This window comes from Pseudomonas sp. GW822-FHT06D10 (assembly GCF_058799535.1).
This window is the reverse complement of the sequence record NZ_JBXALN010000004.1, coordinates 411,294-424,493: the sequence shown is the minus strand read 5'-3', so window position 1 is coordinate 424,493 and position 13,200 is coordinate 411,294. Positions and strand designations below refer to the sequence as shown.

The window sequence follows — 13,200 nt, the reverse complement described above, 5'->3', positions numbered from 1 at the left end:
CTCAACGCAGCAGGCGTTCGGCCAACTGGGGCAGCAACAGGTCACAGGGCTCGCCGAGCTTGAGGTCCAGCAGCTCGTCGGCGCGGGTCTTGCCGAAGTTGATGGCCAGCAGCGGCTTGCCTTGCTCGGCCACGGCGCGGCACAGGCGGAACGCCGAATAGGCCATCAGCGACGAACCCACCACCAGCAGGCCTGCGGCTTCGTGCACGGCGCTCAAGGCCCGGGCCGCGGTGGCCGCGGCCACGTTCTCGCCGAAGAACACCACATCGGGTTTCAATCGCGAGCCATTGCAGTAGGGGCAATGGGGCACCTGGAAGCGTTCCTCGAAGGCCGGGTCCAGCAGGGTGTCGCCGTCCGGCGCCTGCACCGCGTCAACGCCGGCCAGGTAAGGGTTGTGCGCCTCCAGTTGCTGCTGGATGGCCTCCCGCTGGCTGCGCTGGCCGCAGTCCAGGCACAAGACCCGCTGCAGGCTGCCGTGGAGCTCGATGACCTCCAGGCTGCCGGCCTCGTCGTGCAGGGCATCGACATTCTGGGTGATCACCCCGGCGATCCGGCCTGCGGCCTGCAATTGCGCCAACGCCTGGTGCGCGGCATTCGGCCGGGCCTGGCGAATGCGCGGCCAGCCGAGCATGGCCCGGGCCCAGTAGCGCCGACGGGCTTCGGGCTGGGCGAGGAATTCCTGGTACATCATCGGCTGGCGGCCACGGCGCACGCCCTCGCTGTCGCGGTAGTCGGGGATCCCCGACGGGGTGCTGATACCGGCGCCGGTGAGGACCATGAACGGCTTGCCGTGCAGGGCGGCGGCGAGTTGTTCGAGCGGCGGGGCAGTGGGGCGATCGATCATGGGCTGCGCTCGTCTGTAGAGGGGACGGTTATCAGGAATAAACGCAAAACCTTGGGGATGCCAGGGTTTTGCGTCGATGCCTGGGCGGTCGCCCCGGTGAGGGCTCCAGACCTACAGCCTGAACACGTTCACCTGCTGCTCCAGGTTCTGCGCCAGTTGTTGCAGGGAGCGGGCGGTCTCGGTGGTTTCTTCCACGGCCTGGCTGTTCTGCTGGGACATCTGGGCAATGCGCTCGACGTTGCGCGCCACATCCTGGCTGGCGGCGGTCTGTTCCCGCAGGGCCAGGGAGATCTGGTCCACCACCCGCACCACATTGCCGGAGGAGGTGCGGATATTGACGATCGCCTCGCCCGCCTGCTGGGCCTGTTCGACGCCGCTTTTCACCTGATTGACTCCGACGTCCATGCTGCTCACCGCTTCCCGGGTGCCCAGCTGGATCTTGTCGACCATCTCGGTGATCTCCTGGGTCGAATTGGCCGTGCGCTGGGCCAGCAGGCGCACTTCATCGGCGACCACGGCAAAGCCACGGCCTTGCTCGCCGGCCCGGGCGGCCTCGATGGCCGCATTGAGGGCCAGCAGGTTGGTCTGCTCGGCGATGCCCTTGATCACACTGACAATGCTGGAGATCTGTTCGGCATGCTGGCCCAGTTCACCGATCTGGGTGGCCGAAGCCTGCACGGTCTCGGCGATCAGGCGCATGCTGCCCAGGGTGTCCTGGATCACGCTGCCGCCTTCCTCGGACTGGCGCCCGGATTCGCTGGACAGGGCATGAGCGTCCCCGGCGTTGTCCGCCACATGGTTGATGCTCACCGTCAGCTCTTCCACCGTGGCGGCCATGGATGAGGCCGAGTGGGACTGTTCCTGGGCCGATGCCGAGAGCTGCAGCGAGGCACTGGAAATGCTCTGGGAGGCGCTCACCAGTTGCTCGGCTCCCAGCTTGATCTGGCTGATCATCGACCGCAGGCGTTCCTGCATGGCGGCGAATGCCTGCTGCAGCTCGCTGACTTCATCGCGCCCCTGGGTGCTGATGCGGTTGTCCAGGTGGCCGGCGGCGATGGCCTCGGCCACTTCCACGGACTGGCGGATGCGTCCCACCAGGTTGCTCGACAGCGACCAGGCAACGAGCATGGCCAGCAGTGCCGCCAGCATGCCGCCGCCGAGCAGGATCGCCAGGGCCGAAGCCTTGGCGTTGTCCATGGCCTGGCTGCGGGCGTCCTGCAGGCTTTTTTCCGCTTCGCGCAACTCACTGGTGAGCTGGCGCATGGCGTCCATCTTGGCCTTGTCGCGGCCGGCGCTGATCTGCTCGGCCATGGCGCTGGCCGGCTGAGTCCCGGCATTGATCGCCCGGCGCAGGGCCAGGTTGCCCTGGATGTCCTCGCGCAGCCACTGGTCGTGCAGGGCCTTGAGTCGCTCCAGGCGCGCCTGCTGCTCGGGGTTGTCGGCGGTGCTGCTCTTGATCCGGGCGTAGTAGTCGGTAAAGGCTTTTTCGCCTTGTTCCAGAGGTTCGAGGAAGCTGTCGCGACCGGTCAGGGCATAACCGCGCATGCCGGTCTCGATATTGATCAGGCTGCGCAAGAGGGCGTCGGACTGGTTCAGCACTTCATGGCTGTGGATGGTGCTTTTGACGCTGCTGCTGACTTGATCGAAGCCGCGCAGGGCCGCCAGCACCAGCAGCAGGAGGATCAGCAGGACGACGCCGAAACCGGCATAGAGCTTTTGCGAAATGCTCAGATTGGAAAACATAGGAAGGACCGCTCCTAAACCGTTGACTGAATGCTTCACAGGGGCGTGCCTCGATGAGGCAGCGTGATAGCTCAATGATGCTTAAATGACATCAACGGTCCGACTTTTCCTGTACAAAAAAAGTTTCATGTACAGGGAAATATTTTTGCGGGGCTTGCAGAAGGGCGCGCCGAGCATCGCCCTAAGGGGGGCGGCTCGGCGTGCGGCAGGGGTCAGCTGGAGTGGGCGTTGCTGTCTTCTTCGGGGTCGTCGCTTTCGGTCTGCCCCGGCAACTCGGTGATGACGCTGAAGTCGCTGACCTCCACCGCTCCCAGGCCATAGCCCAGCAGGTGGAAGGAGAAGGCCTTGCGGGTTTCCGGGTTGTCGAAACTGAAGTCCATCTGCAACGGCTGGTCGGGTGTGACCAGCATTTCTTCCGGCAGGCCCAGGGGCACGTCCTGTTCCAGTTCCTTGCCCTTGAGCAGGATGTAGGCATTTTGCTGCGGGTCGGCGGAGCGCACGGTGAAGCGCACCCGGGTCTGGGAGCCCTTGGGCATTTCCAGGTACTGGGCGCCGATCAGGTTGTCGGCCCAGTCGTCCTTGATCTGCGCCTGCAGCGGGATGATCGCCGGGCTGCCGAACTGGTAGTGCTGGTTCAGCGGCGACTGCAGCAGGCTGCGGTCCAGGTTCGCCGCACGCGCGCTGATCTGCCGGGCCCGCAGGCCGCTGTACTGGCCTTGCAGGCTGGCGCTGTCCGCGATGAAACCGGGGCTGGCGTAGTAGCGGCAGCGCTGTTGGAAGTCGCACTCGGTGAAGGTGCCCTGGCCATCGTGGTAGCGCAGCTTGCCGTTGGTGTAGGACATGATTTCCCGGCCCTGGGCATAGTCGCGCAACAGCGAGCGGCCACTGAGGCTGGCGGGCACCGGCAGGCCGAAGTAGTCCAGCACCGAGGCGCTGAGGTCGACGTGGCCGTAGGTGCCGGACTTGAGATGGGGCAGCAGGTCCTGGTCCGGGGCGAGCATCAGGTTGAAGCCCCAGGACGAAGCCAGGCGCACGCCGTCGATGCCGTGGGACTCATCGGAGGTAATGATCACCAGGGTATCCTTGAGCACGCCCTTGCGCTCCAGGCCCGTGAGGAACTGGTCGATGGCGTCGTCCAGGTAGCCCACGGCGGCCTGCTTCGGCGTCTCATAGCGCTCCAGGTAGTCCTCGGGCGCCGAGTAGGGCTGGTGGGTGCCGACGGTCAGCAGGGTGAGCATCCACGGCTTCTTGTTCTTCTTCAACTGGTCGACGTAGCCCAGGGCGCCTTCGAAGAAGGCCTTGTCGTCCTTGCCCCAGGGGAACTCCAGGTAGTTGTCGTTCTTGAACCACTCCAGGCCGTGGGTCGAATCGAAGCCGATGTGCGGCATGATCTTGTCCTTGGCCATGAAGCGCAGGCCGGCGCCCTGCAGGTAGTGGGTGTTGAAGCCGAACTTGTGCATCTGCGCCGGCAGGCAGGCCTGGTTGCGCTGGCTCTGGGTGAGCATCTCGACGCCCTTGGGGGTGCCGTTGTCGAGCTTGTCGTAGTCGCCGCAGAGCATGGCGTACAGGCCGCGGATGGTCTGGTGGCTGTGCAGCACGTAGTCCGGGGTGTTCATGCCGCGCTCGGCCCAGGCGCTGAGCTTGGGCATCAGGTCTTCCTGGTAGCGGCTGTTCAGGGCTTCGCGGTTGGTGCGGATATAGGCCCCGGGAATGCCTTCGAGGGTGATCAGCAGCACGTTGCGCGCGCGGCCTGCGCTGGGCAGCAGCGGCTGGCCTTCCAGGTCCAGGCGGGTGAGCCCGGCCATGGGCGGTGGGACATCGGCGACGTCGCCTTGCAGCCAGTCCTCCACCTGCATCTGCGCCTGGCCGGTGGCGGTGGCCAGGGCCTGGTGGGGCAGGTTGAACAGTTGCCACTGGTCGGCTTCGCTGGGCTTGAGGTACTGGATGCCGCCGTGGGCCACCAGCAACAGCACCGGCAGGCTCCAGCTATGGCGCGGTAGTGCCGGGGGGCGCACCCCGCGGTGGGCGCACTGGACCACCAGCCACAGCACCAGCCCCAGCAACAACGCCAGGCCCAGGTCCGGGTGGGTCAGGCCGCCGCCGGTGGAGTTGCCGACAAACTGCGGATCCACCAGGTAGTGCAGGTCGGCGAGGTTGGGCATGCGCCCCACGGCGCTTACCAGCTCGGCGCTGACCAGGGTCAGCAGGGCCCAGACCAGCAGCACCGGCAGCGCCAGCCACCAGGGCCGGCGGTACAGGAGTACGGTCAGCAGGCTGGCGCTGGCCAGGTCCGACAGATAGCCCAGCGGGTTGGACCAGCCCAGGGCCAGGCGCGCGCCCATGGGCAGCAGCAACAGCAGGCCGAACAGGGCGCACAGGGGTGCAAGAGGGTGTTGTAGGCAACGACGGATCAACTTCACAAATAACCTGCCTGTCATCAAATCTTCACGCAAATGTGCGCGATCTTAACAAGAGCTGACGGCAAGACGTTTCTTAATCGTCAAGGAAAGACCTGGGGGCAGGCTTTGCGAATCGCCCCCAAGAGGCTGTGGAATCCGTGCAAAGCCCCAGCCTGGAAGGCTGGCGGCGAGCAGGGGCAGGTTTCACACCGCTTGGATTTACTATTTCAGGTTGTTAAAAAATGTGCCTTGGGTGCTGATGCCGATCAATCAAGGGCAAGCGCTGTAGGGGGGGCAGGGGAGCTTGCTCCGGCACCTATCGCGACCACTTGATGATCAGCCGGGCGAAAAACGCGCCGCTGACAATCACCGCGAACAGGCGCAGGGTCTGCATCGCCAGCACCAGGCCGACATCCGAATGGGTGTCCACCGCGATGATCGCCATGGCGTCCAGGCCGCCGGGGCTGGTGGCCAGGTAGACCGAGAGAAAGTCCTTGCCCATCCACAGGGCCAGCCCCCAGGCAGAGAGGGCACAGAGGGCGATCAGCAGCAGGGCGCCGCCGATCATCGCCGGCAGGTGGCCGAACACATAGCTCAGGGTCGGGCGGTCGAAGCGCAGGCCGATATAGCCGCCGATGGCGCCGTAGGCGCAGGCCAGCAGCCAGGACGGCAGGCTGATCTGCAACAGCCCGCTGACCTGCAGCGCGCCGCCCAGCAGCAGCGGCACCAGCAGGGCCCCGGCAGGCACCCGCGAACCCAGGAGCACACCGCAGACGATCGCCACGATGCTCAGGCCAACATTCGGCAGGCTCATGCCGTGCAGGGCCATCTGGCTGGCGTGGGCCTCGCTGCCGCTGGCCGGAGCGCCGATCCAGTGGCTGACGAAGGCCCCGACCATCACCACGCACACCACCCGCACGTACTGCATGGTGGCCACCACCCGTGAGTCGGCGCCGAACTCGTCGGCCATCGACACCATGGCCGAGGCCGCACCGGGCGCCGTGCCCCAGGCCGCGGTGCTGGCGGCAATCGCGCCGAAGCGCACCAGCACCAGGCCCACCAGGGCGCTGAGGCTGACGGTGAGCAGGGTGGCCACCAGCATCACGTGCCAGGACTGGAGCATGGCCGTGAGCACGGCGAGGGTCATGGAGTGGGCGGCGAGCATACCCACCGAGCCCTGGCCCAGGCGAAACGCCAGGCGCGGCACGCGGATGCTGGCACCGCACACGCCAAACAGGATCGCCGTGAGCATCGGCCCGAGAAACTGCCCGGCGGGAATCTCCAGGTACTTGAGCAACTGGCCGCTGATGCCGGCCAGCAACAGCCAGGCCGGCCATTGCAGCGCCTGGGGCCAGGTATTCAGGGATAGACGAAGCGATGGCGACAAGGGACGACTCTCCAAGACGCTGGCCACTCCTGTTGCGGGAGCGGTAAAACCTGCGCCGGAGCAAATTATTGATAGCGCGATTGATCAAGTCCAGTTTCTAATTGTGATCAACTCATAACTATTGTTGATCGATCATGGACCTGCGCGACCTGACCTATTTCGACACCATCGCCGAGCTCGGCCACCTGGGCCGGGCGGCGCAGAAGCTCAACCGCAGCCAGCCGGCGCTGACCAAGAGCATCCAGCGCCTGGAGGAGTCCTTCGGCACCAAGCTGTTCGAGCGTGAAGGCCGCGGCATCAAGCTCACCGCCGTGGGTGAGTTGCTGCAGCGGCGCAGCCGGCAACTGCAGCAGAACATCGCCGAGACCCACCGCGAGGTGCGGGACTTCGCCAGCGGCGTGCTCGGCAACATCCGCCTGGGCTGTGCCGCCAGCATGGCCGAACACCTGCTGCCGCAGATGACCGCCACCTTGCTGGAGCGGGCCCCGGACATCACCTTGAACCTGGTGATCGGCCAGGACGACCTGTTGCGCGAGTCCCTGCGCTCCGGGCGCCTGGACATGGTCATCTGCCCGATGTTCGAAGGCGACCCGCACCTGAGCCACCACACCCTGTTCGAAGACCGGGCGGTGGTGGTGGCCAGCCGCGACCACCCGATATTCGCCACGCCCATGCGCCTGCGCGACTTGTGCGCCTACCGCTGGGTGCTGCCGGGCACCCGGGTGTCGGCGCGACGCTGGATCGACAACGTGTTCCAGAGCCATGAGCTGCCGCTGCCCTCGGTGCAGATAGAGACCAACACCATCTCCCTGTTGCCGCGCCTGATCGCCAAGACCGGGCTGCTGAGTTTTCTGGCCCGGGAAACCCTGGACGACTTCAAGGGCATTGCCCACCTGCGGGAAGTGCCCCTGGCGCAAACCTGCATGCGCCGCAGCATCGTGGTGCTGGTACGCGCCGAAGGCTACCTGTCGCCCGCAGCCCAGGCCCTGCTGGATCTGCTCAAGAGCGATGGGCGGCAATTCTTCACGGCGGGTGACGCCCTGTGAGCCAGGGCGGCGCAGGGCCTGGGGTCATTCGCCGCGGATGTACTGCTCCAGCTGGCGGATCAGGTCGGCCTGTTCGGCGATCGCTTCCTTGACCAGGTCGCCGATGGACAGCAGGCCCAGCAACTGGCCGTTTTCCACCACCGGCAGGTGGCGCAGGTGGCTGTCGGTCATGATGTTCATGCAGGTGTCCACGCTCTGGTGCGAGTCCACGGTGATTACCGGCGAGCTCATGATCGCGCTGACCGGGGTGCCCACCGAGGAGCGCCCGTGGAGTACCAGCTTGCGCGCGTAGTCGCGCTCGCTGATGACCCCGACCACCACGCCATTCTCCAGCACCGGCAAGGCGCCGACGTTTTTCTCGGCCATCACCATCAGCGCCTCCAGGACCATCTGGTGCGGGGCGATGGTGTGCACTTGCTGGTTGTGCTTGGCCTTGAGTTTCAGCAGTTCTGCGACGCTCTTCATGGGGCGCTCCGGTTGTTCTACGTGGGGCGGCGATGCGCCGCCCTGAGGGGTTTCTAAAGAATCGTAGAGACTCGGCCAACCAGCAAGGCTGAAAACGGCAGATAAACGGCGAAAAACGTCACCCCGAGGATTTTTTTTCACCACGGCGCCGATAAAGGGGCCGTTGCCGTCAGTTGAAGCGGTGCAGGGAGAAACTTTCCAGGTCGATTTCGCTGCAACCGTCCACGTGCTGCTGGGCCAGGGCTTCGCCAATCGCCGCCGAATGCTTGAAGCCATGGCCGGAACAGGCGCTGACCACGGTGACATTGGCCAGGCGCGGGTGGCGGTCGATGATGAACCCCGAATCCGGGGTCACGGTGTAGGCACAGACACTGGCCTTCACCAACTCGGGGGCCAGCCCGGCGATATGGGGGGCGATCAGTTTGTGGAACAGGCGCTGGGCGTCGGCGCTGCTGGGCTGGCGGTCGAGGCTGTCCGGCTGGCTGCTGGCGCTGTACTGCTCGGTGGCGATCTTCACGCTGCCTTCGCCGGGAATCGGCGGGAAGCCGTAGCAGGCGTCCACGTCATCGGCGCTGTGGAGAATGAAGCTCGGGGAGCGGGCCGGGTAGCGCTCGGGCTCATCCAGGCGGAACCAGTACAGCTGCTGGCGGCACACCTGCAACAGCGAATCGAAGGGCGCCCCCAGCAACTGCGCCGACCACATGCCGGCGCTGACGATGACCTGTCGGGCAAACAGCCGCGAGCCGTCGCTGATGATGTGCACCCCGTCATCCTGGGCGTCCAGCTCCAGCACTGTCTGACCGGTGATCAGGGTTGCCCCCAGTTGCCGGGCCCGGGTCAGTTGCGCATCGATGCAGCGTTCCGGGCGGACAAAGCCGCCGCCGGGTTCGAAGTAGCCCCGGGCGCTGTCATCCAGCGGGGCGAACTGCGGGAAGCGCCGGCGGATCTCGGCGGCGTCCAGCTCCTGGTGCTCGATGCCATAGCGCCGGGCCAGCTCGATGCTGTTGTCGGTGAAGTCCCGGGCCTCTGCCGGGCGCTGCGGGTCGGTGCTGGCGGTCATCACCAGCACCCCGCATTGCTCGAACAACTGCACATCCAGCTCCGCCTCCAGTTCGCGCCAGATCTGCTGCGAGCGGACCGCCAGGGGCACGTAGGCCGCGCCTTCGCCCACCGCCTGGCGGGTGATGCGGGTGTCGCCGTGGCTGGAGCCCAGGTCGTGGGGCGGGGCGAAGCGGTCGATGCCCGCCACCCTTACCCCGCGCTTGGCCAGTTGATAGAGGGTGGCGGCGCCCATGGCGCCCAGGCCTACGACTACAACATCGAAATCCGGTGTGTGCACGGCAAGATCCTTGGGATGGAAGGCTCAGCAGTTATTGATAGTGGCCAGGGTCATGGGCGCGATGATCCGGTGGAACGGCGCCACCGGCAGCATGTACAGGCGCCCCAGGCGGTTGTGCGGGTGGACCACGGTGGACAGCACCACCGGGCGCCGGCCCTCGGCGTCCAGTGGCTGGCGGTTGAGCGACAGGTGCACGTCCAGGTGCTTGTCGCGGTCCACCACCAGCACCTCGTCAGGGCTCTGGGAAATCAGGGTGAAGATACCCACCCGGTCGCCGGGCTGGTAATCCTCGTCGGGGCGCGACAGGTCGATGCGGGTCAGGCGCCCCAGGTCCTTGAGGCCGAACAGCTGCACCACGCGGTTGCGCAGGCCCATCAGGCGGTCGATCCAGGCCGGGGTCTGGCTCATCAGGCACAGCAGGTAACGCATGGCGCTGCGCTCGGCGTCGGTCGCCAGGGTGCGGCGGCAGTCGATGAAGGTGGCACCCGGGGCCAGGGCCGCGATGCTGGAGTCATGGGGCAACGGGCAAGGGTGTACGGCGGACTTCATCGGTGCAGCTCCCTGAAAGTTGGCGGCCTTGGCTTCGTGCCGATCAGCCACGCCAGAAGTCGCAAAAAATACCACTTCCCGGGGCACGGAACAGCCTGTAGCTGCGGCTACAAGATGCGCAAGAAGGTGTTTGGAGGCTTTGTAGCCGCTGCCGAGCGTTAGCGAGGCTGCGAAAGGGGCCGCAGGACCCTCTGTTGCCGGGATCGCCTATGTCGCTCCAGCCATTCGCGCCTGCGCCAGCGGCTGCAGGGAATGCAAAAAAGGCGCCCGAAGGCGCCAAGGATTCACCCCAACCGAGGGAGCCGGGTGAAGCCGTTCGCAGGAGTGTCGCGGTGGTAAGGCGCGACGTGAACGGAAAAAGGCGAGCGGTGCCCGCCAGCGGCGGGCAGCTTGAGTCATTTGCCCAGCTTGATCCTTGTCCAGCCGCGGTTCATCACGCGCTGGATGGCGATCGGCTGGTCCGGTACTGCGTAGAGGGTGGCCAGTACGGCCTGGGGCGGGTAGGACGCCGGGTCGTTGCGGATCGCTTCGTCCACCAGCGGCGTGGCCGCCGCGTTGGCGTTGCTGTAGCCCAGGCTGTTGGTGACCTCGGCGATGATGTCCGCGCGCATCAGGAAATTCATGAACAGGTAGGCGTTGTCGACGTTGGTGGCGTCCTTGGGGATGGCCATCATGTCGTAGAAGCTGCCGGCGCCTTCCTTGGGAATGCTGAACGCGACCTTCTCCTTGTTACCGGCCTCTTCGGCGCGGGAACGGGCCTGCAGCACGTCGCCGGAATAACCCACGGCCACGCAGATGTTGCCGTTGGCCAGGTCCGAGATGTACTTGGAGGAGTGGAAGTAGGTCACCGAAGGACGGATCTTCATGAACAGGGCTTCGGCTTCGAGGATCTGCGCCTTGTCCTTGCTGGTTACCGGGTAGCCCAGGTAGTGCAGGGCGGCGGGGAGCATCTCGGTGGGCGAGTCGAGGAAGCTGATGCCGCAGGCCTTGAGCTTCTCGGCGTTCTCCGGCTTGAACAGCAGGTCCCAGGAGTTGGTCGGGGCGTCGGCGCCCAGGGCCGCCTTGACCTTGTCCGGGTTGTAGCCGATGCCGATCGAACCCCACATGTAGGGAAAGGCATGGGCGTTGTCCGGGTCGCTGGCGGAGGCGTTTTTCAGCAGCACCGGGTTGAGGTTCTTCCAGTTGGGCAAGCGGGACTTGTCCAGTTCCTGGTAGACCCCGGCCTTGATCTGCTTGGCCAGGAAGCTGTTGGACGGCACCACGATGTCGTAGCCGGACTTGCCGGTGAGCAGGCGCGCTTCCAGGGTTTCGTTGCTGTCGAAGACGTCGTAAGTGACGTGGATGCCAGTCTCGGCCTCGAACTTCTTCAGGGTGTCCGGGGCGATGTAGTCCGACCAGTTGTAGACGCGCAGCACTTTGTCGTTGGCTTGAGCGCCGGTAATCATTGCGCCCATCAAGGACAGTGAGAGCAGAGTCCTGCCAAGCATTTTCATCACTACAACTCCATTTCTTATTGTGCAGATTGCTGCGTGTGCAACTCGAGGGTTCGGGGTGAGCCTTTTTCGCCAGCAAGCTGGCTCCTACAGGTTTGGGTTATCCGTAGGAGCCAGCTTGCTGGCGAAGAGGCGATGGCTAGGCCGTCGCTGGTGCTCGTACAGCAGGTTTTTTCGCTGCCGGTGGCTGCCAGGATTCGTTGGCGGTGAAGTCCATGGCCTCCTGGATCGCCCGCTTGCGGGCGGCCTCGGCGCGGCGGCCAAAGTACCAGACCAGGAATGTCACCAGGGACACCGCCAGCAGGATCAGGCTGGCCACGGCGTTGATCTCCGGCTTGACCCCCAGGCGCACCGCCGAGAACACTTCCATCGGCAAGGTGGTGGAACCCGGGCCGGAGACGAAGCTGGCCAGTACCAGGTCATCCAGGGACAGGGCGAAGGACATCATGCCGCCGGCCGCCAGTGACGGCGCGATCATCGGAATGGTGATCAGGAAGAACACCTTGAACGGTCGCGCTCCCAGGTCCATGGCCGCTTCTTCGATGGACAGGTCCAGCTCCCGCAGGCGCGCGGAGACTACCACGGCTACATAGGCTGCGCAGAATGTGGTGTGGGCGATCCAGATGGTTACGATGCCGCGCTCCATGGGCCAGCCGATCAATTGCGCCATGGCCACGAACAGCAGCAGCAAGGACAGGCCGGTGATCACTTCCGGCATCACCAGCGGCGCGGTGACCAGGCCGCCGAACAGCGTGCGGCCCTTGAAGCGGGTGACCCGGGTCAGCACGAAGGCCGCCAGGGTGCCCAGGGCCACCGCGGCAATGGCGGTGTAGCAGGCGATCTCCAGGGAGCGCATTACCGAGCCCATCAGTTGCTGGTTGTCCAGCAGGCCGACGTACCACTTGATCGACCAGCCGCCCCACACTGTCACCAGCTTGGAGGCGTTGAACGAGTAGATCACCAGGATCAGCATCGGCAGGTAGATGAACAGCAGGCCCAGCACCAGCATCAGTTTGGAAAATTCGAAGCGTTTCATGCCCGTGCCTCCATCTCTTTGGCCTGGCTGCGGTTGAACAGCAGGATCGGGATAATCAGAATCGCCAGCATCACCACCGCCAGGGCGGAGGCCACCGGCCAGTCACGGTTGTTGAAGAATTCCTGCCATAGCACGCGGCCAATCATCAGGGTTTCCGGGCCGCCCAAGAGTTCCGGAATCACGAACTCGCCCACCACCGGGATGAACACCAGCATGCAGCCAGCAATGATGCCGTTCTTGGCCAGGGGCACGGTGATTTTCCAGAAGTTGTTGAAGTTGCTCGAACCCAGGTCGGATGCGGCTTCCAGCAGGCTCTGGTCGTGCTTGACCAGGTTGGCGTACAGCGGCAGCACCATGAACGGCAGGTAGGCGTAGACCACACCGATGTACACCGCGGTGTTGGTATTGAGGATTTCCAGGGGCTGGCTGATCAGCCCGGTCCACATCAGGAAGCTGTTGAGCAGGCCGTTGTTGCTGAGGATGCCCATCCAGGCGTAGACGCGGATCAGGATCGCGGTCCAGGTCGGCATCATGATCAGCAGCAGCAAGACGTTCTGCGCCTCCTTGCTGGCCTTGGAGATGGCATAGGCCATGGGGAAACCCACCACCAGGCACATCAGGGTGCTCAGCAGGGCCACCTTCAGCGAACCCAGGTAGGCCGAGAAATACAGCTCGTCGCCGGCCAGCATGGCGTAGTTGCCGAGGTTCAGCAGCAGCTGGAATTTCTGTTCGGCGTAGCTGTAGATCTCCGAGTAGGGCGGAATCGCCAGGGCCGCTTCCGAGAAGCTGATCTTCATCACCAGGAAGAACGGCAGCATGAAGAACAGGAACAGCCAGAGGAAAGGGATGCCGATCACCAGCTTGCGACCGCTGGGCAGCATACGGAACAGCTTCTGATT

General features: G+C 64.9%; 11 protein-coding genes. 1 reads left to right on the top strand and 10 read right to left on the bottom strand.

What is annotated here, in order from left to right:
- Window position 1: 1 nt before the first annotated feature.
- The 4 genes from AC1RL5_RS15760 to AC1RL5_RS15745 form a co-directional block, all read right to left on the bottom strand.
- Window positions 2–844: an NAD-dependent protein deacetylase gene (locus tag AC1RL5_RS15760; protein WP_072452448.1), complete on the bottom strand. Its 843-nt coding sequence runs from the start codon at window positions 842–844 to the stop codon at window positions 2–4.
- A gap of 111 nt (window positions 845–955) precedes the next feature.
- On the bottom strand, window positions 956–2,587 hold the full coding sequence (locus AC1RL5_RS15755; RefSeq protein WP_093409125.1) for a methyl-accepting chemotaxis protein: 1,632 nt from the start codon (window positions 2,585–2,587) through the stop codon (window positions 956–958).
- A 212-nt stretch (window positions 2,588–2,799) separates the two neighbouring features.
- A complete protein-coding gene (locus AC1RL5_RS15750) occupies window positions 2,800–5,025 on the bottom strand; it encodes an LTA synthase family protein (protein ID WP_492589684.1) in 2,226 nt (741 codons plus the stop codon).
- A gap of 277 nt (window positions 5,026–5,302) precedes the next feature.
- Complete coding sequence (locus AC1RL5_RS15745; RefSeq protein ID WP_220224149.1) at window positions 5,303–6,373, bottom strand: AbrB family transcriptional regulator; 1,071 nt, start codon at window positions 6,371–6,373, stop codon at window positions 5,303–5,305.
- Between the two features lie 134 nt (window positions 6,374–6,507).
- Between AC1RL5_RS15745 and AC1RL5_RS15740 the strand changes: the two genes are divergently transcribed.
- The gene (locus AC1RL5_RS15740; RefSeq protein ID WP_011060629.1) at window positions 6,508–7,419 is read left to right on the top strand and encodes a LysR family transcriptional regulator; all 912 of its coding nucleotides are present in this window, start codon (window positions 6,508–6,510) and stop codon (window positions 7,417–7,419) included.
- A gap of 24 nt (window positions 7,420–7,443) precedes the next feature.
- On the opposite strand, the gene AC1RL5_RS15735 is transcribed toward AC1RL5_RS15740, so the two are convergent.
- From AC1RL5_RS15735 to AC1RL5_RS15710, 6 genes are all read right to left on the bottom strand, one after another.
- Window positions 7,444–7,884, bottom strand: coding sequence for a CBS domain-containing protein (locus AC1RL5_RS15735; protein ID WP_011060630.1), 441 nt, complete (start codon window positions 7,882–7,884; stop codon window positions 7,444–7,446).
- Between the two features lie 169 nt (window positions 7,885–8,053).
- Window positions 8,054–9,223, bottom strand: coding sequence for an N-methyl-L-tryptophan oxidase (solA, locus tag AC1RL5_RS15730; protein ID WP_492589682.1), 1,170 nt, complete (start codon window positions 9,221–9,223; stop codon window positions 8,054–8,056).
- A 24-nt stretch (window positions 9,224–9,247) separates the two neighbouring features.
- Entirely contained in the window at window positions 9,248–9,772 is a 525-nt protein-coding gene (locus tag AC1RL5_RS15725; RefSeq protein WP_492589680.1) for a DUF2867 domain-containing protein, read from the bottom strand.
- A gap of 395 nt (window positions 9,773–10,167) precedes the next feature.
- A complete protein-coding gene (locus AC1RL5_RS15720) occupies window positions 10,168–11,265 on the bottom strand; it encodes a polyamine ABC transporter substrate-binding protein (protein WP_072452434.1) in 1,098 nt (365 codons plus the stop codon).
- 139 nt (window positions 11,266–11,404) lie between these two features.
- A complete protein-coding gene (locus AC1RL5_RS15715; RefSeq protein ID WP_072452432.1) occupies window positions 11,405–12,301 on the bottom strand; it encodes an ABC transporter permease subunit in 897 nt (298 codons plus the stop codon).
- Entirely contained in the window at window positions 12,298–13,179 is an 882-nt protein-coding gene (locus AC1RL5_RS15710; RefSeq protein WP_162865010.1) for an ABC transporter permease subunit, read from the bottom strand. The genes AC1RL5_RS15715 and AC1RL5_RS15710 overlap by 4 nt, the downstream gene beginning before the upstream one ends.
- Window positions 13,180–13,200 lie beyond the last annotated feature (21 nt).